Genomic DNA, 20,866 nt, shown 5'->3' with positions numbered 1-20,866 from the left:
CCGGTATGCCATGTGTATGCCCTGACGAGCCGTCGGGCATGCTTGCTCATGCGAAGTCCTGGATCACTTCTCATGAACGTTCGGCGGTGGTCAGGCGGTCTTGACGGCGCTTCGAGCGTCTACGCAGGGTCTGCGCAGGGTCCGCGCAGGAGTCTCCCAGCAAACGTTCAGCCGCCGTAGCGGCGGTGCCGCTGTTCGTACGCGCGCAGCGCCCGCAGGAAGTCGACCTTGCGGAAGGCCGGCCAGTACGCCTCGCAGAAGTAGAACTCGCTGTGCGCGCTCTGCCAGAGCAGGAAGCCGGACAGCCGCTGCTCGCCGGAGGTGCGGATCACCAGGTCCGGATCCGGCTGGCCCTTGGTGTAGAGGCGCTCGGCGATGTGCTCGACGTCCAGGCTCTCGACCAGTTCCTCGATCGAGGTGCCCCGGTCGGCGTGCTCCTGGAGCAGCGAGCGGACCGCGTCGGCGATCTCGTGCCGACCGCCGTAGCCGACGGCCACGTTGACCGTGATGCCTTCGAGGTGCGCGGTGTCGGCCGCCGCGTTCTTCAGGATCTCGGCGGTCCGGCTGGGCAGCAGGTCCAGGGTGCCGATCGGGTTGACCTTGTAGCGCTTGGCCTCGGCCAGCCCGGTCACCGCGTCCTCGATGATGCCGAGCAGGGCGACGAGCTCCTCCGGCGGCCGGGTCAGGTTGTCGGTCGAGAGCATCCAGAGGGTGACGACCTCGATGTTGGTCTCGTCGCACCAGCCGAGGAACTCGGTGATCTTGTCGGCGCCGCGCCGGTGGCCGAACGCCGCGGTGCCGCCGGCCGCCTTGGCCCAGCGGCGGTTGCCGTCCATGATCACGCCGACGTGGTGCGGGGTCTTGCCGAGGTGGGCCTCGACCCGCTGGCCGTACAGGCGGTACATGCCGCCGAGGACGGTCCGCAGACCCGGCGTGCGGTCGACGAGATCGCGCAGACCCATTCGTTGCCCCTCTGAGCTTGACCCCTTGGCCCCCGTGGTCCCGAGTGGCTTGGCTGCCACGGGTCCTGGAGCAGCGTACTCCGGCTCCATGAGGAGGAGGAAAGCCGCAGGTCGGGCACGGTGACGGACACGATCGGATATCCGGTTCCTTAAAGAATGCGTAAGGAGGCCGTCAGATGCTTGACGCACGCCATTGGTCTAGTCCAGCTTGTTCGACAAGCGGTTGCAGGTTCAACCGCTTGACCCTCCCCCCCTCTTCTTTGGCACGCCCTTTTTCGCCTCCCCTTTACCTGTAGCCACGAGCTGCGCCAACCGTGCGTACCGAGCGGTTTCTCCCTCCCCCACGCGGGGCCGCCGCGACCCCCACCGCGGCGGTCCCTCTCCTCCTCCCCACAGGAGAGTTCGTCATGTCCCGTACCGTTCCTCCCACCCGCCGTCGCGTGCTGCCCACGCTGGCCGCCGGCACCACCGCGCTCGCGCTGGCCGGCGCCGGGCTGGCCGTCTTCGCCGGTGGCGCCAGCGCCGCGGTCGGCAACCTGGTCAGCAACGGCGGCTTCGAGTCCGGCCTGGCCGGCTGGTCCTGTACCGGCACCGCCGCCGCGGTCTCCTCCCCCGTGCACAGCGGCTCGCAGGCGCTGCTGGGCTCGCCGAGCAGCTCGGACACGGCGCAGTGCAGCCAGACCGTCTCGGTGCAGCCCAACTCCAGCTACACGCTGGCCGGCTGGGTGCAGGGGTCGTACGTCTACCTGGGTGCCGGCGGGACGGGTGCGGCGGGCGGGGACCCGAGCAGCTGGTCGAGCCAGACCAGCTGGAACCAGCTGAGCAGCACCTTCACCACCGGCGCGAGCACGACGAGCCTGACGGTGTACGTGCACGGGTGGTACGGGCAGAGCGCGTACAGCGCGGACGACATCACGCTGACGGGGCCGGGTGGGGCGGGGACTCCTACTCCTACTCCTACTCCCACGCCGACCCCCACTCCCACCCCGACGCCGACGCCGACGCCCACCCCCACCCCGACGCCCACGCCTACTCCCACCCCGACGCCGACGCCCACCCCGACGCCCACGCCCCCGTCGAGCGGGCTGCCCAAGCACGTCATCACCGGCTACTGGCAGGACTTCGACAACGGCGCGACGGACCAGAAGCTCGCGGACGTCCAGAGCAACTACGACATCATCGCGGTCTCGTTCGCCAACGCCGACCCGACCACCCCCGGCGGCATCACCTTCTCGATCGACCCGACGCTGGCCACCAACCTCGGCGGCTACACCGCCGCCCAGTTCAAGGCCGACATCGCGGCCAAGCACGCGGCCGGCAAGAAGGTCGTCCTCTCGGTCGGCGGCCAGAACGGTGCGATCACGGTCGGCGACGCCACCGCGGCCGCCAACTTCGCCAACAGCGCCTACGCGCTGATCCAGCAGTACGGGTTCGACGGGATCGACATCGACCTGGAGAACGGCGTCAACTCGACCTACCTGGCGCAGGGCCTGCACACCCTGGCGAGCAAGGTCGGCAGCGGCTTCATCCTGACCATGGCCCCGCAGACGCTGGACATGTACACCACGGGCAGTGACTACTTCCAGCTGGCGCTGGCCGTCAAGGACATCCTGACCGTCGTCAACACCCAGTTCTACAACTCCGGTGGCATGCCCGGCTGCAACGGCAACGTCTACAACCAGGGCACCGAGGACTTCATCACCAGCCAGGTCTGCACCTACATCCAGGGCGGCCTCGACCCGTCCCAGGTCGGCATCGGTGTTCCCGCCTCCAGCCAGGCGGCGGGCGGCGGCTACGTCAACTCGACCGTGGTGGACAACGCGCTGGACTGCCTGGCGAGCGGCACCAACTGCGGCACCTTCGTCCCGCCGACCAAGTGGCCCACCATCCGGGGAGCGATGACCTGGTCCACCAACTGGGACGCCAAGAACGGCAACGACTTCTCCACCAACGTGGGCAACCACGTCCACGCCATGCCGTAACTCGAATGCGCCGACGGCTTCTTGAGGGAGAAGCCGAAGCGCGAACCAGCGGGGCCCGCCACACCGAGCAGGTGTGGCGGGCCCCGCTGTCGTTGTCACACGTCCTTACAGGTAGCGGGCGAGGGCGGCGTCGACCCGCTCCCAGGCGTCCGCCGTGGCCTTCGCGTCGTAGTCCGCTGGGCGGTCCTCGACCGCGAAGCCGTGCCGCACCCCCGGGTAGCTGATCAGCTCGTGCCGCACCCCGGCGGCGGTCAGGCGCTGCTCGGCCTGCTGCCACTCGGCCGACGGCAGGATGTGGTCCTCCTCGCCGACCACGCCGAGCACGAACGCGCCGCCCTTCGCCAGGTCGGCCGCCTGCTCCAGCGGCGGCACCGGGCCGACCATCGGCATACCCGAGTTGAGCATCCACCCGGGGTAGAAGAGCGCCGCCAGCTCGAAGCTGAGCGCGGTGGCCGCCCGCAGGGCGATGTGGCCGCCCATGCTCATGCCGAGGAACGCCACGCCGTGCCCGTCCGCGAGCGCGCGGGCGGCGTCCAGCGCGACGCCGGCGTCGGCGATCAGCTCGTCGCGGTCGAGCCCACGCATCAGCACCAGGCCGGCTTCGCGGTCCTCCGGGCTGTAGCTGAGCCGGACGCGCCGCTGGTGACGCCAGTAGAAGTCGGGCGCGACGACCGCGTACCCCGCTGCGGCGAGGCGGGCGGTGACGGTGCGCGCGTACTCGTTGATGCCGTACATCTCGGCGCAGAAGACGATCGCGCCACGGGTGGGGGTGGGCAGGTCGGCCGCAGCGGGGCGCGCGACGTACGCCTCGATGCCGCCTTCGGTCAGGGATTCCCAGTTCGCCATGATCGAACTGAAGCACACTCAGGCGGCTTGGAGCTGATCCTTTGTGGCGCGCATCGCCTCACGGGCCCGTGCGGCCCCCGCCGGGGTGTGCTCGGCCCCGCCGCCGATGGCGGGCGCGTGGCCGGGCTCGGTACGGCCGCCGGTGGCGCAGGCGCGGCAGAGGCCGGGATGGGAGACCGGGTCGTGGCAGCGGTCGCACTCGGGCAGCGGAGCGGGCGCCTGCGGGTCGGGCTCCTGCGCCGCGCCCGGGGGCATCTTCTGCTCGAGGCGGTGGCGCAGGAACGCGACCGGAGCGAAGACCGCGTCGGGCAGCCTGGGCAGCAGCGCCCGAGCGAGGTCGGCGGCGGTGCTGCCCAGCTCCAACCAGCGTGCCACCAGCGGCGCGAGGGCGTGCGCCTCGCGCTCGCCCAGCTTCAGCCGGGGCTCCGGGCGGAGCACCCGGAAGAGCGTGCTCACCGCTTCGCGGATGGCCTCGCTGACCGGGAGCGGATGGAGGGTGGGTTTTTCCGCCGGGTCATGTGTCTGTTCACTGGCACGTGCATCGGGGTCCGCGCCACCGGGTCCCGAACGGGTGACACCCGGCCCCACCAGCTGCGGAGTGTCGAAGACGTGGATCTCGCTGCGGATGGTCCCGTCGGGCAGTCGGGTCGTCACGACCCAGTAGTACCCGGCTTCGATCAACTCCTTGAGCGCCTTGCGGATCGCGGCGCGGCCCTGGGGGCTGGAGTCCGCCATGCGGCGGCCGTCCTCGCGCCAGCCGTCGGGGCGGGAGAGGAGGTCGCCGAGCAGGCCGCGGGCAGTGTAGCTGAGGGTGCGGTCCTGGAGGAGGCGGTTGGGGAGAGCTGCATACGCGCGCTTCTGCGCGCTACGATGAATGTGCATGGGGAGAGGCTTCGTTCTCCTAGTGCCGCGCCCCGGGGTGTTCCAGCACCGCCGGGGCACATGCATGTTCCTGGGATATCGTCAGAAATCTAGCACGGGCTTGATCGGCATTCGGCCGCCTGCTCGATAATGACTGATAGTCAGTCAGTTTGCCTACATTGTTTCAGTTTTGATCGGCTCCGACGAGCACCCAGACCCGCTTCCCGACCCCCTCACGCGGCCCGCACCCCCAGGCGAGCGAGAGTTGCTCCACCAGGAGCATGCCGCGCCCCGATTCGACCTCGGAGGCAAAGGAAGTTGAGGCGGCAGCGTCGCAGACGACCGGGACGGCGGCGCTCGGATCCTCGACCGCGATCCAGAGCTGCTCGTGGTCGACCTTGAGCCCGATCCAGATCAGCTGGCCAGGGCGGGTGCCGTGCGCGAGCGCATTGGTGACCAGCTCGGACAGCACCAACTCACCCTTGTCGAGAAAGCGTTCACCCTCCTTGACAGTACTGAGCAGCCCGGCGAGGAAGCGGCGCGCCTTGCCCGGGGAACGGTTGCTGCGCGGGAGCCAGCAGGAGTCGGAGGCGATGAGCTCCTCGGGGCCATCGATGTTCATGGCGACCTCTTCTTCTCGGTCATTCTGGGCGGTTTCCCCGGTTATCAGGTTGGCGAAAGGGGAAGGTTCTGGCCACCCCCTGGCCGGTACCAAAGCCCCTGAGTGAACAGGGACTTGAAAGGGTGTTCGATGGAGCTGCACGAGGACGATGCAAAGCTGACCCCGCGCACCATGCTCGGCCGCAGACTCCTGCGGATGCGCGAGACCTCGGGGCTGACCTTGCGAGGGCTCGCGGAGCGGCTCGGGTTTCCGCACTCGTACATCAGCCGGGTCGAGCACGGGGACCAGCTGCCTTCGGAAGCGCTGGCTGATGCACTTGATACGTTCTTCGGTACAAATGCGCTGTTTCGGGATCTGCTGGAGTTGGCGCAGGAGAACGCGATCCCGGACTACGGTCGGGTCATCGTCGACGGCGAGAACAAGGCAACGCGCATCCAAGTCTTCACCAGCAGCCTGGTCCCGGGTCTTCTCCAGACCGAAGGCTACGCGCGAGCTCTGTTCCGGGAGTCCATTCCCGGCGCCTCAGAAGAGCAGATCACGGCGCACATCGAGACGCGCATGCGACGGAAACGGGTCTTCGCCAAGGAGGATCCGCCGTTCTTCTGGGCAATGATGGACGAGGCGGCACTGAGGCGGCCTGTCGGCGGGCCTCGGGTCATGCGAGGGCAACTCACGCAGCTCCTCGAACCACCGGCCATCCCCCATGTGACCATCCAGGTACTGCCGTTCTCGCAGGGAGCGCACCCGATGTTGGGCGGCAGCCTCATCCTGCTGACCCTCCAGGGCGGTACTACGATCGGCTACGTCGAGAGCTTCGCTTCCGGGGAGACAGTCGAACTACCAAGGAAGATCCTTGAGCTGACCCAGATGTTCGATCTGGCTCGCGCGAAGGCCCTGCCTCAAGAGGAGTCCCTCGACCTGATCCGCACCTACCTGAAAGAGTACGAGCATGACGACGAGCCCTGATGTCATCTGGCGCAAGAGCAGCTACAGCAACGGCCAAGGCGCGGAGTGCGTCGAGGTCGCCAATGGGCTCACCACCGTCGTCCCTGTGCGTGACAGCAAGGACCCCCTTGGCCCAGCCCTCAGCTTCCCGGCCCCGGGATGGTCGGCCTTCATCACGGAACTGAAGGCCGACCACTCTCCCCTTCGCTGACCTCAGGGCAGCAGCACGATCTTCCCCCTGCTGTGCCGCCGCTCCAGCTCCTCGAACGCGGCGCGCACCTCGGTCAGCGGGTACTCGGCGGCGATCGGGACCTCCAGCGAGCCGTCCGCGACCAGGGCCGCCAGCTCCGCGACCACGTCGGCCGTGTCCGCCACCGCGCTGCCGTCCGCCTTCACGCCGTACTCCGCGACGGCCGCGAAGTCGATGATCGTGTTGATCCGGGCCGGGTCGACCCCCAGGTCGATCGCGAGCTTCACGTAGCCGCCGCCGTAGCAGTCGATGAACGCGTCGATCCGGGGCGCCGCTTCGCGCAGCCGCCCGTCCAGGCCGTCGCCGTACGCCACCGGCGTGGCCCCGTGGGCGCGCAGCCAGTCGTGGTTGCCCGGCCCGGCGATGCCGATCACCTGGGCCCCGGCGTGCTTGGCCAGTTGCACCACCAGCGCCCCCACGCCGCCCGCCGCTCCGGAGACCGCCACGGTGTCGCCCGGCTTCAACTCCACCGCGCGGACCGCGGCGTAGGCCGTCGTCCCGGCGACGAAGAGCGAACCGGCCGCCGACCAGGGGACGTTCGCGGGCTTCCGGGTCAGGTTCTCCACCTCGACGAGCGCGTACTCGGCGTGGCTGCCCCGCCGGTTGGTGAAGCCGACCACCTCGTCGCCGGCGGCGAACTGGGTGATCCCCGGGCCGGGTTCGACCACGACGCCCGCCAGGTCGCTGCCCTCGCCCGACGGGAAGGTGGCCGGCCAGCGCTCGTGCAGCACTCCGCTGCGGATCATCACCTCGCCGGGGTTGATGCCGGCGGCCTTGATCCGGACCAGCACCTCGCCCTCACCCGGCACCGGGCGCGGCACCTCGACCACCTGCAGGACGTCGATCCCGCCGTACTCGTTGAACCTCACTGCCTTCGGCATGCTGTTGTGCTCCCTTGTCCGTCGCACTCGCGTCTCAGGCTGTAACAGCGTCCGGGCCCCCACTATGCCGCCCGGCACAGGATCGCCGGCCTCGACGGAGAACCTCAGTCCACCTCGATCACGGTGAACCAGTTCCGGTGCTGATCCGGCCGTGGCAGGTCATCGATCAGCTCGAACCCGTGACGGGAGGCGAACTTCTCGCTCGCGCGGTTGCGGGGATCGATCCTCGAAATGACCAAGGTGGGCAGATCGGACTCGTCCGTGAGCATGCCGCCAAGAGTGTGTTCCATCGCCTCGTCGGCAACGAGCCCTCCGCACCTGCGGTGAGAACACGCCACGGCGAGGGCTTTCAGGTCCCTGATCGGACCGTCCCACTCCAACATCCGACGCAACGGCGTCTCGACACCGGGGTGGTTGAGCCGAGCGTGAGAGGCGCATACGGCCAGGTCGCCTCCGGCGAACCCGAGCAGGAGACGACCACCACGCGCTGCGTCGTCATACGCGTCTGCCAGGGCGTCGCCACCACGGAACCAGGTTTGGACATCGACTTCCCACGGACGTGGATGGGGCAGAGGGCGCCTGCTGCCTGGAGGACGCGGAGCTGACTCGGTGCAGGTGAAGCCTTGCAAGAGCGCTCTGTCAGCCTTCGTGGCCGGCCGCCAGGACAGCTCGGTCAATCCTGCTTACGCACCTTACGGCGAGGAAAGTCCCCGGACCGCAGCCGGTCACGCAGTGCTACCACTGTTGCGGTACTCAGTGGTGCGTTAACCGCATCACGGTGCCGGTGTTCTGACTGGTGAGATCCGCTCACGGCCACACTGTCAGCTGTAAGCCAGGCGAACGCCGCCGCCTGTGTCTGCATCGTGGTCGCCGGGAACACAACCACTTCATGCCGCTGAGCTTCAAACCTTGTCGGTCGCATCCTCGGCACCCCCTGCCGCTCGATCGTAGGCCGCAACCGCAGCCTGGAGAAGATTGGCGAGGTCCTCCAGCCTGCTTCGTGTGAAGACGTACCGCCCGAAGACGTCGATCTCAACCTCTTTCGGAGCTGGAACCGCACCATCTCGCGAGTCAACCAGGAGTGGCGGCTCGGCGTGCCCGACGATCAAATAGACCGTGTCGGGCTCGCCGGAGCTGGTCGGCAGGCCCATGGCAACCGCGAACTGGTTGGCTGGCAGAGCCTTGGGCTGCTCCTCAGGCCACCTCAGACTCAAGTTGACCGATGTCAGTGGCGTCTCAGGTGTGCTCACTTCGTCAGTGTGGCACGCGGTCCGTGCGGAGAGGAACGGGATGCCCGCGTCTTCAGCCGAAAGGGATCGCCCTCGCGAAGGTCCGGGGTGGCCGAAGGCTGACGCCGCTATCAGGGGCGCAGGGCTAATCGTCGGCGAGCAGTTCGCCGATCACGACGCGGGCGAGCTCGGCCTTGGCCGGGCTGGTGTGCAGGTAGTACCAGAGCTCGTCGAGCGCGATCGAGAGCGTCCAGCCCTGGGCGCGGAGCCAGGTCGCGTCGTCGGCTCCGGCCCGGGTGCGGAAGAGGGTGCGGGCCTCGGCGGGGAGCAGGTACCAGGCGGCGATCAGGTCGACGGCGGGGTCGCCCAGGCCCGCGCAGCCGAAGTCGATGACGGCGCTGAGGCGGCCGTCGGCCAGCAGGACGTTGCCGGGTTGCAGGTCGGCGTGGATCCAGACCGGCGCGGCTGTCCGGGCGGGGGCGCGCAGGGCGGTGTTCCAGCGGGCGGTGGCCGCGTGGGTGTCGATCAGGCCGTGGACCTTGGTGATGGCGGCGCGGGTGGCGGCGTCGCGGGAGGCCAGGGTCTCGGCGCGCCAGGCGGGTGGCGCGCCGGTCGGGTCGAGGCCGTGCAGGGCGGTGAGGAAGTCGGCCAGGTCGGCGGCGAGCAGGTCGGGTGCGGGGATCCGGCCGACGGTCGGCGGCTCGCCCGGCAGCCAGCGGTAGACCGACCAGGCGAAGGGGTAGCCCTCCCCCGGGGCGCCGAGGCCCAGCGGGGCCGGGACGGCGACCGGGAGCCGGGCGGCGAGCCGGGGCAGCCAGTGGTGTTCCCGCGGCACGTCGAGCGCCGCGCCCGGGGTGCGGGGCAGGCGCACCACCAGGTCCTCGCCGAGGCGGTACATGGTGTTGGAGGTGCCGGTGGAGTCGTCGACCGGCGTGAGCGGGAGCCCCGCCCACTGCGGGAGCTGCGCGGCCAGCAGCGCGCGGACCAGGGATGCGCTGGTCAGGGTCTCGTCGGCGTGCAGTTTGGCGGTGGTCACGGGGTGATGGAAGCGGGGCGCGGAACGATCGTCAACTGATATACCCGGCGACGTTGTTAGCGCTGCTGTCGGCGGGCTTCAGTTCTGCTAACTGCGCGTCCGACCGGCGCCGGGCCACAGTGGTCGGCAGCACGCGTTCCCCGCCGTAGCCAAGGAGGCCGGCCCCATGTCCCTGCCGTACCGCGTCACCGCCTGCGCGGCGGCGCTGACCGCCGCCCTCGCCCTCGGCGGCTGCCAGTCCGCCGGCTCCGGCCACGCCGCCGGCGGCGCCGCTGCGGCACCCGGTGCGTCCGGTGCGCCCGGTGCACCCGCCCCGGCGGCGGCGAACGGGCCGCGCTGGGTGATCTCGATGCCGGACACCGTGGCCGGGCACTCGAAGATCGACCCGAGCGCCGCCCAGTTGAAGCAGATCACCGACACCTGGGCGCAGACCCGGGCCAAGGTGGGCGCCAACGGCCAGGTGCAGGTGGGCGTGTACGACGACCAGGCCGAGGACGCCTACCTGATCGTCACGGGCGTCAACGGCAGCGGCTTCGACCCGTCGCGGGTGAACACGCTCTCCACCGCGCCGGCCGCGACCAGGGACGCCGACGGCAACGCGGTCACCAACAACTTCCAGAACGTCGACCCCGGACCGCACGGCGGCTCGGACACCTGCGACGAGGTGATGGACGAGGCGCGGTCGATCACGGTCACCCTGGCGGCCGAGAACACCAGTTGCTTCTGGATGACCGGGACGACCTTCGGCGGCATCACCTTCGTCAACAAGCAGGACGGCGGGATCGACTTCCACTCGGTCGACATCACCGCCGAGGTGGCCGGGCGGATCATGGTCGCCGTCCGGTCCGACATCGAGCGTCAGGGCTGACCCGAACACCCGCGCAGGACCTTCAGCAGCGTTCTGCCGTACTGGTGGACGTGGTCGAACCGGCAGTACCCCTGGGTCTGCTGGGCGCACCAGACGGCGAGCAGCGCGACCAGGGTGGCCACCGCGATCGCGAGGAGCGACGTCGCCACCGCGACGAGGGCCTGACGGCGCCCGCAGCCGGTGCGGCCGGCTCTGGTCAGGGCGGCGGTGCCCAGGACCAGACCGACGAGGCCGAGCAGGCCGCCGATCAGGACGACCGAGCTGATCAGCGCGTTGGTGCCCAGTTCCATGGCGGTCGCGGCCAGGCCGTCCGGTTCGGCCGGGCGCTGACTGCCACGGCCGCGCTCCCGGGAGGCGGGCGTGTGCGGATCCGCTCCGGTGGTCCGGGGCAGTGCCGTCCCCTGGGTGTGCATCGGCCGTCCTCTCCGTCGATGTGGCGGAGCACGATCGTGGCTTGCGGGCCGTGCGGCGCGCATCGCGGAAAGGCGGGAGAAAGCGCTCCCCCGATCGGGGGAGGCCGCCCGTGAGCTGCCCGGCCATACTGGCGATCATGATCAGGGGAATCCGGCCGCTGCTGCGCGGCTCCACGTATTCGGGTGCGTTGTTCGTCTACTGCGGGGCGCTGCTGAGCATGCCGCTGCTGCCGCTGGCCATGCTCCCGGCGCTGGTCCGGAGATCGGCCCCCTGGGGCGTGCAGATCGGGCTGACCCTGCTGATCTGGGCGGCGCTGATCGCCGTGGTCGGGCTGGCCCGCACCACCCGGCGGGTGCTGATCTCCTGCGCCCGTCGACTGCTGAAGGTGCCGCTGCCGGATCCGGTGCCCACTCGTCGGCCGGCGCGCGCGCCCGGCACCGGGCCCGCTCCGGCCGCGTCGGCCAGCGCCGCGCCGTCGGGTGCCGACCGCTGGCGGACTCCGCTGTGGCTGCTGCTGTACGTGGCGCTGGGGTGGACGGGGGGTCTGGGAAGCGCGGTGCTGCTCGGCACGGGCCTGGCCCTGCCCGGGGGTTGGACCGGCAACGACGCGCGGGTGAATCTGCTCGGCCGGTCGGTGCGGGTGACGGGCGCCTCGAGCTGGGTGCTGGCGCTCGTCTGCCTGCTGCTGGTGCCGGTCGTGTGCGCGGCGGTGACGAGCACGCTGCGCTGGCTGGCGCCGAGGCTGCTGGGGCCGTCGTCGGCGGAGCGGCTCGCGCTGGCGGCCGAGCGGGAGCTGCTGCTGGCCGAACGGAACCGGCTGGCCCACGAGTTGCACGACTCGATCGGTCACACGCTGACGGCGGCCACGATCCAGGCGGCGGTGGCGGGCGAGGTGCTCGCCGCCGACCCGGCGGCGGCGCGGGCCGCCCTGCGCAGCATCGAGGAGTCGACCCGGGCCGCGCTGGAGGACCTGGACTACGTGCTGGGCGTGCTGCGCGAGGAGCAGGCCCAGGCCGCGCCGACGCGGACCCTGGCCGACCTGCCCGAACTGCTGGACCGGTTGCGGCACGCGGGGGCACTGGTGGAGCCGGAGCTGTCGGGCGAGTTGACGCAGGTGCAGGGGACGCTCTCGCGGGCGGCGTACCGGATCCTCCAGGAGGGGCTGACGAACGCGCTGCGGCACGGGGCGGGCGGTCCGATCGAGGTGCGGGTGGCCGCCACACCGGACGGGCTGGAGCTCAGTGTGGTCAACCGGACCGGGCCGGGCGCGGGGACGGGCCCGGGTAGCTTCCCGACCTCCGGGCACGGTCTGCCCGGGCTGGCCGAGCGGGTGCGGCTGCTGCACGGTGAGCTCGAGGCCGGGCCGCACGGGCCGCGGCACTGGCGGTTGGCGGTCCGGCTGCCGGTACGGCTGTCGGCATGACCGGCCCTGACCCGAGCGAAACCGGCCCGGTCGCCACCCCCGTGACGCTGCTGATCGCGGACGACGACGAGGTGACCCGCAGCGGTCTGCGCACGCTGCTCGCGGCCCAGCCGGGGCTCGCGGTGGTCGGCGAGGCCGCCGACGGCGTCGAGGCGGTCGAACGGGCCCGGCTGCTGCGGCCGGACGTGGTCCTGATGGATGTCCGGATGCCGCGCCGCAACGGGATCGAGGCCACCCGGCAGCTGCTGGCCGCACCGGCCGACGCGGCCGGACCGCCGAAGGTCGTGGTGATCACCACCTTCGAGAACGACGACTACGTCACCGCCGCGCTCAGCGCCGGGGCCAGCGGGTTCGTGCTCAAGCGGCTGCCGGTCCGGCAGATCGCGCAGGCGGTGCGGGTGGTGGCGGCAGGCGAGGCGATCCTCTTCCCGGCGGCCCTGCGCCGGATGGTCGCCGCCCGCCCGCTGGGCTCCGCCGAGGCGCTGCCCCGGGCCGCGCTGACGGGGCGGGAGGAGGAGGTGCTGCGGCTGATGGCCACCGGCCTGTCCAACCCGGAGATCGCCGAGTCGCTCACGGTGAGCCTGGAGACGGTCAAGACGCACGTCGGGAACGTGCTGACCAAGCTCGGCGCGCAGAACCGGACCCACGCGGTGGTGATCGCCTACGAATCCGGCCTGGTGGTGCCGGGGTTCGCCGGCTGACCCGGCCTGCGGCCTTGCGCGGGCGGCAGCAGCCCGGTCCGGAGCGGCCTAGGGGCTGTCGTCAACCCCCCTTTGTCGCCCGCAGGGCGGCTTGGCGGCGTCAGGTGCGTGCTCTCGGCGTGCCGGGCGCAGGCCCTCGTACTGGACGTACTTGGGCCTGTGCCCGGTGCGGCGAGAGTGCGTGCATGGCGTCGCCGAGCAGAAGGGGGTTTGACGACGGCCCCTAGCGGTGCGGCCCGCTGGTGCTCGGCTTGAGCAGGTAGGGCTCGCGCTCCAGCACCCCGAGGTCGTCCACCGCGATCCCGGCCTGGCGGGTCGCCTCCGTGAGCGCCAGCATCGCCGCCGCCACCGCCGGTGACGGCCCGTCGGCTCCGGTCCGGTAGTAGCCGCGCAGTTGCATGAAGCCGGCCACCGGCAGCCGGGTGACGGTCAGACCCCACGCGCCGCGCATCATCGCCGCGCCGCCCGCCTGCAGCACCGCCGCGCCGAGGCCGCCGCGCAGCAGCGTCTGGGTGGCCGAGCGGGTGGTGGCCAGGTGACGGCGGGCGGGGGTGAGGCCGTGCGCCGTGACCAGCCGCTCGAAGACCTCGGCGATCGCCGAGCCCGGAGCCCCCACGATCCACGGCGCCTTGGTGAGTTCGACGAAGTCGCGCGGCTCGGGCCACTGCGGCGGGACGACGACGCGGTACTCGTCGCGCAGCAGGATCAGGTAGAGGGCGCCGGGCGGGGTCGGCGGCGGGGTCAGGTCGTGCACCGGCAGGACGGCCAGGTCGACCTCGCCGTCGCGCAGGCAGTCCAGTTGGGGCCGCTCGGCGCGCAGCTCGTGCACCGTCGGTTCCAGCAGCGGATGGCGCTCGGCCAGCAGCGCCAGCGCGTGGCAGACCACCGGCAGGTAGCTGGGTATCGCGCCGATCACCAGCGGCCCGGCCACCGGCGCGCCGATCAGGGTGAGTTCCCGTTCGGCCCGGTCCAGCTCCTCGGCGATCGCGCGGCCCCGCGCGGCCAGCGTCCGCCCGGCGGCGGTCAGTCCCGAGCGGGTGCCGCCCCGGTCGAGCAGCGGGACCCGGGCCTCCCGCTCGAGTCTGGCGAGCGCCTGCGAGACGGCGGACGGGGTGACGCCCAACCGGCGGGCGGCGGCGGTGATGCCGCCGGCGTCCGCGACGGCGTGCAGCACCAGCAGGCGCTTCGGGTCGAGGTCCATGCCGACCATCAGAACCGGCGGCGGCGCGCTCACGCAACCGTCGCCGGCCTGGCCGTAGAGTGCACCGGTGACGAGCGAGCCGAACGCGACGATCCTCAGCGGTGTGCCCGGGTCGTTCCCGTGGCGGGTCTTCCACGAACGGCACCCCGAGCTGGTCCGGCGGGTGCTGGCCGCCGTGCCGTACGGGCCGCGCGAACGGGCGGCGGTGGAGCGGCTGCTGGCGGAGAGCACCGGCGGCGGCGCGCTGGAGCCGCTGCCGGCGGACGCCCACGACCACGCGCGGTGGCGAGCGTGGGGCGGCGAGCGCTGGTACGGGCGGCCCTGGGGCGAGGTGCCGTTCCTGTGGGCGGAGAGCTACTTCTACCGGCGCCTGCTCGAAGCCACCGGCTACTTCCGGCCCGGGGCCTGGCAGGGCGTCGACCCGTTCGGCCCGGTCAAGGCGGCCGAACTGGCCGGGCCCGAGGTGGCCGAGGAGTTGGCCGCGCTGGACGGACTGAAGGGGCTGCCACCGCAGCGGTGGCGGTCGGCGGCGCTGCGCTCGGCGCTCTGGGGCAACCGCGCCGACCTGAGCTTCCAGCTCACCACCGCACTCCAGGACGCCCACGGGCTGCTCGTCGACGACAGCGAGCTCCTCTGGTCCGCCGTCGAGCGGACCGGGCACCCGCGGATCTGCTACGTCGCCGACAACGCGGGGCGGGAGCTGCTGCCCGACCTGGTGCTGATCGACCACCTGCTGGACCGCGCCTGCCAGGTGGTGCTGCACGTCAAGCCCTATCCGTACTACGTCTCGGACGCGACCGTCCGCGACGTGGTCGCCGCCGTGAACCGGCTGCGGGAGGAGGGGACTTCGGCCGCTCGGCGGATCGGCGAGCGGCTCCGGTCGGCGCTGGCGGACGAGTCGCTGGTACTCCGCAGCCACCCCTTCCTCAGCGCCCCGCTGCCGTTCGCCGAACTGCCCGACGAGCTGCGCGCGGAGTTCGCGGCAGCGCACCTGACGATCGTCAAGGGCGACCTCAACTACCGCCGCCTGGTGGGTGACCGTCGCTGGGATCCGACCACGCCGTTCGCCGAGCGGGTGGCGCACTTCCCGGGTCCGGTGGCGGCGCTGCGCACGCTGAAGTCGGAGGTGGTGGTGGGCCTGACGGCCCGGACCGTCGCCGAGTTGGACGCCACCGGCCGGGACTGGCGGGTCAGCGGGACGTACGGGCTGATCCAGGTCGCGGCCGGCTGACGACCCGCGCTCCTAACGCACCGTCAGTATCGTGACCAGCGCGCCCAGCAGCATGCACGGACCGAACGGGAGCGGGTCCTTCGCCTTCGCGCGCCGGGTGAGCAGGAGCAGCAGGCCCCAGGCCGCCGCCAGCAGGAAGCCCGCGAAGGCACCGTCGAAGACGGTGCGCCAGCCGTACCAGGCGAGCAACGCGCCCAGGGTCAGGGCGAGTTTGGCATCGCCCAGGCCCATCGGGCCGAGCGCCGCCAGCGCGCCGTAGACCAGCCCCAGCACCACGCCGGCGGCCAGGCAGCGCAGCAGCACGCCGGGCCGGTCGAAGCCGCCGAGCGCGAGCAGCAGCGCGGTACCGACGCCGAGCGGCAGGGTGAGCGCGTCCGGCAGCCGGTGCACGGCGGCGTCCACGAAGGCGAGCACCACGGCGAAGAGGGCCACCCAGCCGAGCGCCGGCCCGACCGGCCAGGCCGCCGCCGCGCCCACCGCCAGCCCCGCGCCGACCGCGACCAGTTCGACCAGCAGCGGTGACGGCCCCCACCACGCCCGGCAGGACGGGCAGCGCCCGGTCGGCGGCAGCCACCAGGAGGCCCGCCCGCACTCCCCGCAGGCGGCCAGCGGCACGCCGGCCGGCACCGCGTACCGGGCGGCGGCGGCCCGCAGGACGGGGGCGGCGGCGGCACCGGCGAGCGCTCCGACGATCAGTTGGATCACGTGGTCCTCCTCCCCTGCGCCCGGCCCGGTTAAGCCCCGGACGATCCCGACCCGCCGAAGCCCGTCCGGAACCCCGCCGCGCGAGTGTGCAAGAACACGCCCGGGCGCTCCCGACGGCCCCGTAAAGTGACGGCATGCAGGTCATCCAGTCCAGCAAGCTAGCCAATGTCTGCTACGACATCCGCGGCCCGGTGCTCGAGGAGGCGATGCGACTGGAGGACCAGGGGCATCGCATCCTCAAGCTGAACACGGGCAACCCGGCCGCCTTCGGGTTCGAGGCGCCGCCGGAGATCCTGCAGGACATCCTGCGCAACCTCTCCTCCGCGCACGGCTACGGCGACTCCAAGGGCCTGCTCGCCGCGCGCCGCGCGGTGGTCATGCAGTACGAGGAGCGCGGCCTGCACGGACTGAGCGTGGAGGACGTCTTCCTCGGCAACGGCGTCTCCGAGCTGATCCAGCTCGCGATGACCGCGCTGCTGGACGACGGCGACGAGGTGCTGGTCCCGGCCCCCGACTACCCGCTGTGGACCGCCTCGGTCAGCCTGGCCGGCGGCACCGCCGTGCACTACCGCTGCGACGAGCTCTCCGAGTGGTACCCGGACCTGGCGGACATCGAGGCCAAGGTCACCGACCGCACCCGGGCGATCGTGGTGATCAACCCCAACAACCCGACCGGCGCGGTCTATCCGCAGGAGGTGCTGGAGGGGATCGTGGAGATCGCCCGCCGGCACCAGCTGGTGATCTACGCGGACGAGATCTACGACAAGATCCTCTACGACGACGCGGTGCACGTGCCGCTGGCCACGCTGGCCCCCGACCTGTTCTGCGTCACCTTCAACGGGATGTCCAAGGCCTACCGGGTGGCCGGCTTCCGCTCCGGCTGGATGGTGCTCTCCGGCGACCGGCACCGCGCCCGCAGCTACATCGAGGGGCTGGCCGTGCTGGCCAGCATGCGGCTGTGCGCCAACATGCCCGCCCAGCACGCGGTGGCGGCGGCGCTCGGCGGGCGGCAGTCGATCAAGGACCTGATCCTGCCGGGCGGGCGGCTGCTGGAGTCCCGGGACGCGGCCTACCGGCTGCTCAACGAGATCCCCGGGGTCAGCTGCGTGAAGCCGAAGGGCGCGCTGTACGCGTTCCCCCGGCTCGACCCCTCGGTCTACAAGATCAAGGACGACGCGCAGATGGTGCTCGACCTGCTGCGCGCCCAGCGGATCCTGATCGTCCAGGGCACCGGCTTCAACTGGCCCGCGCCGGACCACTTCCGGCTGGTCACGCTGCCCCGTCCGGAGGAGATCGAGGACGCGGTCACCCGGATCGGCGACTTCCTGTCCGGGTACGTCCAGCCGTAAGGGCTGAACGGTCCGGGTAACTCAACGGTCCGGCCGCCGCGCCTCCAGAGCCAGCGGCGGCCGGACCGAGTCTTGGCGGGTCAGCCCAGACGCTTGAGCAGCGCCCGGTACTCGTCCCACAGCTCGACGGGGGTGTGCTCGCCGAACAGCTCCAGGTGGCCCGGGATCAGCGCGGCCTCCTGGCGCCAGATGTCGGCGTCGACCGAGAGCAGCAGCTCCAGGTCCTCGGCCGACAGGTCGAGCCCGTCCAGGTCGAGCGCGTCCTTGGCCGGCAGCACGCCGATCGGGGTCTCCACACCGGCCGCGGTGCCCTGCAGGCGCTCGACGATCCACTTCAGCACGCGGCTGTTCTCGCCGTAGCCCGGCCAGACGAACTTGCCCGCGGCGTTCTTGCGGAACCAGTTGACGTAGTAGATCTTCGGCAGCTTGCTCGCGTCGGCGGCGGCGCCGAGCTTGATCCAGTGCGCGAAGTAGTCGCCCATGTTGTAGCCGCAGAAGGGCAGCATCGCGAACGGGTCGCGGCGCAGCTCGCCCACGGTGCCCTCGGCGGCGGCGGTCTTCTCGGAGGCGATGTTGGAGCCCAGGAAGACGCCGTGCTGCCAGTCGAAGGACTCGGTGACCAGCGGGACGGCGGTGGCCCGGCGGCCGCCGAACAGGATGGCCGAGATCGGCACACCCGCCGGGTCCTCCCACTCGGGGGCGATGGTCGGGCACTGCGCGGCCGGGACGGCGAACCGCGCGTTCGGGTGGGCGGCCGGGGTCTCGCTGGCCGGGGTCCAGTCGTTGCCGCGCCAGTCGGTCAGGTGGGCCGGCGGCTCCTCGGTCAGGCCCTCCCACCACACGTCGCCGTCGTCGGTCAGCGCGACGTTGGTGAAGACGGTGTTGCCCCACAGGGTCTCGATCGCGTTGGCGTTGGTGTCCACGCCGGTGCCGGGGGCGACGCCGAAGAAGCCGGCCTCCGGGTTGATCGCGTAGAGCTGCCCGTCGGCGCCGAAGCGCATCCAGGCGATGTCGTCTCCGATCGTCTCGACCTTCCAGCCCGGGATGGTGGGCTGGAGCATGGCGAGGTTGGTCTTGCCGCAGGCGCTCGGGAAGGCGGCGGTGACGTACTTGACCTCACCGTTGGGCGCGGTGAGCTTGAGGACGAGCATGTGCTCGGCCAGCCAGCCCTCGTCGCGCGCCATGGTGGAGGCGATCCGCAGCGCGTAGCACTTCTTGCCGAGCAGCGCGTTGCCGCCGTAGCCCGAGCCGAAGGACCAGATCTCCCTGGTCTCCGGGAAGTGCGAGATGTACTTGGTGGTGTTGCACGGCCACGGCACGTCGGCCTCGCCCTCGGCCAGCGGGGCGCCCAGGGTGTGCACGGCCTTGACGAAGTCGCCGTCCTCGCCGAGCTGGTCGAGCACGGCCTGGCCCATCCGGGTCATCACGCGCATCGAGACGGCGACGTAGGCGGAGTCGGTGAGCTCGACGCCGTACGCGGCCAGCGGGGAGCCGACCGGGCCCATCGAGAACGGCACGACGTACATCGTGCGGCCCTTCATCGCGCCCCGGAACAGGCCGCTCGCGCCGCTGAAGATCTCCCGCATCTCGGCGGGCGCCTTCCAGTGGTTGGTCGGGCCGGCGTCCTTCTCCTGCTCGGAGCAGATGAAGGTGCGGTCCTCGACGCGGGCCACGTCGCTCGGGTCGGAAGCGGCGTAGTAGGAGTTGGGCCGCTTCTCGGGGTTGAGCTTCTTGAAGGTACCGAGCTCGACCAACTGGTCCGCGAGGCGCTGGTACTCCTCTTCGGAGCCGTCGCACCACACGACGCGGTCGGGCTGGGTGAGCTCAGCGATCTCGCTGACCCAGGCCAGCAGACGGTGGTGGCGGGTGGGTGCCGCGACGCTGACGGCAGAGTTCTCGTACGACACGATCGCTCCGTTTCACGCCTGATCGACCATGGACAGGCGTCCGGGGGGTTGAGGGTGGTTACACCGTAGCTCCGGTCCTCAAGCCCCAACGCGGCACAGTGGCAGCCTTGCCTCAACTTTTGCTACTCATTGGCCAAAAACTGGCCTATCGGCGGGCGATTGCGTCCGAGCCGGACGTTGCCTCGATCACACCCGACTACTCCACTCTGTATAAATCCAACCGGCCGCACTTCCTACTTATCGGTAACCTACGCGCGCGTAGGTAGCATGAGCGGCATGACTGCGGATCAGAACTCGGTTGCGGCCACTGCTGATACGGGCTTCCCGCTGCCCACGGAGGCACCACCTCCGGCCGGTGCCTCACCGCTGCCCGCCAAGCCCGCCTGGCGCGGCTGGCTGCACGCCGGGATGTTCCCGGCCGCCGTCGCGGGGGGCATCGTGCTGATCTGCCTGGCCGACTCACCCCGGGCGCAGCTCGCCTGCACGATCTACTCGGTCAGCGCCTGGCTGCTCTTCGGCATCAGCGCGCTCTACCACCGGTTCGACTGGGGCCCGCGCGGCGACGCGATCCTGCGCCGGCTGGACCACGCGAACATCTTCCTGATCATCGCGGGGTCCTACACGCCGTTCACCATCCTGCTGCTGCACGGCGGACGGCGTGAGCTGCTGCTCTGGCTGGTCTGGGGCGGAGCGCTGGCCGGGATAGCCTTCCGGGTCTTCTGGGTCGGCGCGCCGCGCTGGCTCTACACGCCCTGCTACCTCGCGCTCGGCTGGGCCGCGGTCTTCTTCCTGCCCGACTTCCTGCGCACCGGCGGCGTCGCCGTGGTCGTGCTGCTGATCGTCGGCGGCCTGCTCTACAGCGCCGGCGGCGTGATCTACGGGCTCAAGCGGCCGAACCCGTCACCGCGCTGGTTCGGCTTCCACGAGGTCTTCCACGCCTTCACGCTGGGCGCGTTCATCGTGCAGTACGTGGGCATCTCGCTGGTCGCCTACACCGTGGCCAGCTGACCCGGGCCTCAGCCCGTCCGCACCGACTCGACCCGCAGGCCCGTCAGCCAGTCTGGCGGGCCTGCTGCTCGTGGCGGGCCTGCCGCTCGTGGCGGGCCCGCTGGTCACGGCGGGCCACCGCCTCCGCGCCGAGCTCGCGGGCCCGCCGGCAGCGCTCGCAGTGCGCCGCGTCCGGACGCTCCCCGTCCCGCCCCCCGCCCCGCTCGACGTGCACCGCCGGATGCCCCGCGCGCCGGAAGCGGCGCGCGACATGGACCATCACCAGCAGGGCCTCCACCGAGGCGACCGCCCAGACCAGCGCGGCGCCGTCGGCCAGGTAGGCCGCGACGACCGCGAGCGCGGCGCCGACCACGGTGACCATCCCCCAGAACTGCAGGTCCCGCGCATCCTTCACGGCACTCGCCACCTCTCCCCGTTCTGACCCAATGGCACATCGTATCTACCG

The 20,866-nt window shown here is 71.3% G+C and carries 22 protein-coding genes; 9 read left to right on the top strand and 13 right to left on the bottom strand.

Annotation, left to right across the window (positions count from 1 at the left end):
* Window positions 1-167 precede the first annotated feature (167 nt).
* Window positions 168-962 carry an isoprenyl transferase gene (locus OG403_RS22570; protein ID WP_329567188.1) on the bottom strand — a complete coding sequence of 265 codons (795 nt, stop codon included), beginning with the start codon at window positions 960-962 and terminating at the stop codon, window positions 168-170.
* Between the two features lie 407 nt (window positions 963-1,369).
* On the opposite strand from OG403_RS22570, the gene OG403_RS22565 reads away from it, so the two are divergent.
* A complete protein-coding gene (locus OG403_RS22565; RefSeq protein ID WP_329567186.1) occupies window positions 1,370-2,944 on the top strand; it encodes a chitinase in 1,575 nt (524 codons plus the stop codon).
* 105 nt (window positions 2,945-3,049) lie between these two features.
* Here OG403_RS22565 and OG403_RS22560 read toward each other — a convergent pair whose 3' ends face one another.
* The 3 genes from OG403_RS22560 to OG403_RS22550 all read right to left on the bottom strand — a co-directional run bounded on the left by OG403_RS22560 (window position 3,050) and on the right by OG403_RS22550 (window position 5,273).
* Window positions 3,050-3,790 (bottom strand): dienelactone hydrolase family protein, encoded by a 741-nt coding sequence (locus OG403_RS22560; protein WP_329567184.1) that lies wholly within the window; start codon window positions 3,788-3,790, stop codon window positions 3,050-3,052.
* An 18-nt stretch (window positions 3,791-3,808) separates the two neighbouring features.
* Window positions 3,809-4,672 (bottom strand): hypothetical protein, encoded by an 864-nt coding sequence (locus tag OG403_RS22555; RefSeq protein WP_329567182.1) that lies wholly within the window; start codon window positions 4,670-4,672, stop codon window positions 3,809-3,811.
* A gap of 163 nt (window positions 4,673-4,835) precedes the next feature.
* Complete coding sequence (locus OG403_RS22550) at window positions 4,836-5,273, bottom strand: ATP-binding protein (RefSeq protein ID WP_329567180.1); 438 nt, start codon at window positions 5,271-5,273, stop codon at window positions 4,836-4,838.
* A gap of 129 nt (window positions 5,274-5,402) precedes the next feature.
* Between OG403_RS22550 and OG403_RS22545 the strand changes: the two genes are divergently transcribed.
* Complete coding sequence (locus OG403_RS22545; protein WP_329567179.1) at window positions 5,403-6,239, top strand: helix-turn-helix domain-containing protein; 837 nt, start codon at window positions 5,403-5,405, stop codon at window positions 6,237-6,239.
* Window positions 6,223-6,429 (top strand): DUF397 domain-containing protein, encoded by a 207-nt coding sequence (locus tag OG403_RS22540; RefSeq protein ID WP_329567177.1) that lies wholly within the window; start codon window positions 6,223-6,225, stop codon window positions 6,427-6,429. The genes OG403_RS22545 and OG403_RS22540 overlap by 17 nt, the downstream gene beginning before the upstream one ends.
* 2 nt (window positions 6,430-6,431) lie before the next feature.
* On the opposite strand, the gene OG403_RS22535 is transcribed toward OG403_RS22540, so the two are convergent.
* The 4 genes from OG403_RS22535 to OG403_RS22520 form a co-directional block, all read right to left on the bottom strand.
* Window positions 6,432-7,349, bottom strand: a complete 918-nt coding sequence (locus OG403_RS22535) for an NADP-dependent oxidoreductase (RefSeq protein ID WP_329567175.1) — start codon at window positions 7,347-7,349, stop codon at window positions 6,432-6,434.
* Window positions 7,350-7,453: 104 nt separating this feature from the next.
* Window positions 7,454-8,026: a hypothetical protein gene (locus tag OG403_RS22530; protein WP_329567173.1), complete on the bottom strand. Its 573-nt coding sequence runs from the start codon at window positions 8,024-8,026 to the stop codon at window positions 7,454-7,456.
* A gap of 225 nt (window positions 8,027-8,251) precedes the next feature.
* Window positions 8,252-8,599 carry a hypothetical protein gene (locus tag OG403_RS22525; protein WP_329567171.1) on the bottom strand — a complete coding sequence of 116 codons (348 nt, stop codon included), beginning with the start codon at window positions 8,597-8,599 and terminating at the stop codon, window positions 8,252-8,254.
* A gap of 124 nt (window positions 8,600-8,723) precedes the next feature.
* Complete coding sequence (locus OG403_RS22520; RefSeq protein ID WP_329567169.1) at window positions 8,724-9,614, bottom strand: aminoglycoside phosphotransferase family protein; 891 nt, start codon at window positions 9,612-9,614, stop codon at window positions 8,724-8,726.
* 166 nt (window positions 9,615-9,780) lie between these two features.
* On the opposite strand from OG403_RS22520, the gene OG403_RS22515 reads away from it, so the two are divergent.
* A complete protein-coding gene (locus tag OG403_RS22515) occupies window positions 9,781-10,482 on the top strand; it encodes a hypothetical protein (RefSeq protein ID WP_329567167.1) in 702 nt (233 codons plus the stop codon).
* Here the strand turns inward: OG403_RS22515 and OG403_RS22510 are convergent.
* Window positions 10,473-10,895 (bottom strand): DUF4190 domain-containing protein, encoded by a 423-nt coding sequence (locus OG403_RS22510; RefSeq protein WP_329567165.1) that lies wholly within the window; start codon window positions 10,893-10,895, stop codon window positions 10,473-10,475. The genes OG403_RS22515 and OG403_RS22510 overlap by 10 nt on opposite strands.
* Before the next feature lie 137 nt (window positions 10,896-11,032).
* Between OG403_RS22510 and OG403_RS22505 the strand changes: the two genes are divergently transcribed.
* The gene (locus OG403_RS22505) at window positions 11,033-12,319 is read left to right on the top strand and encodes a sensor histidine kinase (protein ID WP_329567163.1); all 1,287 of its coding nucleotides are present in this window, start codon (window positions 11,033-11,035) and stop codon (window positions 12,317-12,319) included.
* A complete protein-coding gene (locus OG403_RS22500; protein ID WP_329567160.1) occupies window positions 12,316-13,020 on the top strand; it encodes a response regulator transcription factor in 705 nt (234 codons plus the stop codon). Before OG403_RS22505 ends, OG403_RS22500 begins: the two co-directional genes overlap by 4 nt.
* Window positions 13,021-13,243: 223 nt before the next feature.
* On the opposite strand, the gene OG403_RS22495 is transcribed toward OG403_RS22500, so the two are convergent.
* Entirely contained in the window at window positions 13,244-14,221 is a 978-nt protein-coding gene (locus OG403_RS22495; RefSeq protein ID WP_329567158.1) for a LysR family transcriptional regulator, read from the bottom strand.
* 67 nt (window positions 14,222-14,288) lie between these two features.
* Between OG403_RS22495 and OG403_RS22490 the strand changes: the two genes are divergently transcribed.
* On the top strand, window positions 14,289-15,452 hold the full coding sequence (locus OG403_RS22490) for a damage-control phosphatase ARMT1 family protein (protein WP_329567156.1): 1,164 nt from the start codon (window positions 14,289-14,291) through the stop codon (window positions 15,450-15,452).
* Window positions 15,453-15,464: 12 nt separating this feature from the next.
* Here OG403_RS22490 and OG403_RS22485 read toward each other — a convergent pair whose 3' ends face one another.
* A complete protein-coding gene (locus OG403_RS22485) occupies window positions 15,465-16,157 on the bottom strand; it encodes a prepilin peptidase (RefSeq protein WP_329567154.1) in 693 nt (230 codons plus the stop codon).
* A 134-nt stretch (window positions 16,158-16,291) separates the two neighbouring features.
* On the opposite strand from OG403_RS22485, the gene OG403_RS22480 reads away from it, so the two are divergent.
* The gene (locus OG403_RS22480) at window positions 16,292-17,506 is read left to right on the top strand and encodes a pyridoxal phosphate-dependent aminotransferase (protein WP_329567152.1); all 1,215 of its coding nucleotides are present in this window, start codon (window positions 16,292-16,294) and stop codon (window positions 17,504-17,506) included.
* Between the two features lie 80 nt (window positions 17,507-17,586).
* Here OG403_RS22480 and OG403_RS22475 read toward each other — a convergent pair whose 3' ends face one another.
* Window positions 17,587-19,413, bottom strand: a complete 1,827-nt coding sequence (locus OG403_RS22475) for a phosphoenolpyruvate carboxykinase (GTP) (RefSeq protein ID WP_329567150.1) — start codon at window positions 19,411-19,413, stop codon at window positions 17,587-17,589.
* 276 nt (window positions 19,414-19,689) lie between these two features.
* Here OG403_RS22475 and trhA point away from each other — a divergent pair, with 276 nt between their 5' ends.
* Entirely contained in the window at window positions 19,690-20,421 is a 732-nt protein-coding gene (gene trhA / locus OG403_RS22470; RefSeq protein ID WP_329567148.1) for a PAQR family membrane homeostasis protein TrhA, read from the top strand.
* Between the two features lie 43 nt (window positions 20,422-20,464).
* Here the strand turns inward: trhA and OG403_RS22465 are convergent, their stop codons facing one another.
* The gene (locus tag OG403_RS22465) at window positions 20,465-20,815 is read right to left on the bottom strand and encodes a hypothetical protein (RefSeq protein ID WP_329567147.1); all 351 of its coding nucleotides are present in this window, start codon (window positions 20,813-20,815) and stop codon (window positions 20,465-20,467) included.
* Between the last annotated feature and the right edge of the window lie 51 nt (window positions 20,816-20,866).

Source organism: Kitasatospora sp. NBC_01266, assembly GCF_036242395.1.
Lineage (GTDB): Bacteria > Actinomycetota > Actinomycetes > Streptomycetales > Streptomycetaceae > Kitasatospora.
Note: the sequence above shows the minus strand (reverse complement) of the source record. Positions and strands in the feature narration are given on the sequence as shown.

What these genes read in the sequence shown, in the direction of transcription:
- OG403_RS22570 (WP_329567188.1), bottom strand. Translation starts at nt 962, where the DNA reads ATGGGTCTGCGCGATCTCGTCGACCGCACGCCGGGTCTGCGGACCGTC.
- OG403_RS22565 (WP_329567186.1), top strand. Translation starts at nt 1,370, where the DNA reads ATGTCCCGTACCGTTCCTCCCACCCGCCGTCGCGTGCTGCCCACGCTG.
- OG403_RS22560 (WP_329567184.1), bottom strand. Translation starts at nt 3,790, where the DNA reads ATGGCGAACTGGGAATCCCTGACCGAAGGCGGCATCGAGGCGTACGTC.
- OG403_RS22555 (WP_329567182.1), bottom strand. Translation starts at nt 4,672, where the DNA reads ATGCACATTCATCGTAGCGCGCAGAAGCGCGCGTATGCAGCTCTCCCC.
- OG403_RS22550 (WP_329567180.1), bottom strand. Translation starts at nt 5,273, where the DNA reads ATGAACATCGATGGCCCCGAGGAGCTCATCGCCTCCGACTCCTGCTGG.
- OG403_RS22545 (WP_329567179.1), top strand. Translation starts at nt 5,403, where the DNA reads ATGGAGCTGCACGAGGACGATGCAAAGCTGACCCCGCGCACCATGCTC.
- OG403_RS22540 (WP_329567177.1), top strand. Translation starts at nt 6,223, where the DNA reads ATGACGACGAGCCCTGATGTCATCTGGCGCAAGAGCAGCTACAGCAAC.
- OG403_RS22535 (WP_329567175.1), bottom strand. Translation starts at nt 7,349, where the DNA reads ATGCCGAAGGCAGTGAGGTTCAACGAGTACGGCGGGATCGACGTCCTG.
- OG403_RS22515 (WP_329567167.1), top strand. Translation starts at nt 9,781, where the DNA reads ATGTCCCTGCCGTACCGCGTCACCGCCTGCGCGGCGGCGCTGACCGCC.
- OG403_RS22510 (WP_329567165.1), bottom strand. Translation starts at nt 10,895, where the DNA reads ATGCACACCCAGGGGACGGCACTGCCCCGGACCACCGGAGCGGATCCG.
- OG403_RS22505 (WP_329567163.1), top strand. Translation starts at nt 11,033, where the DNA reads ATGATCAGGGGAATCCGGCCGCTGCTGCGCGGCTCCACGTATTCGGGT.
- OG403_RS22500 (WP_329567160.1), top strand. Translation starts at nt 12,316, where the DNA reads ATGACCGGCCCTGACCCGAGCGAAACCGGCCCGGTCGCCACCCCCGTG.
- OG403_RS22495 (WP_329567158.1), bottom strand. Translation starts at nt 14,221, where the DNA reads ATGGACCTCGACCCGAAGCGCCTGCTGGTGCTGCACGCCGTCGCGGAC.
- OG403_RS22480 (WP_329567152.1), top strand. Translation starts at nt 16,292, where the DNA reads ATGCAGGTCATCCAGTCCAGCAAGCTAGCCAATGTCTGCTACGACATC.
- trhA (WP_329567148.1), top strand. Translation starts at nt 19,690, where the DNA reads ATGACTGCGGATCAGAACTCGGTTGCGGCCACTGCTGATACGGGCTTC.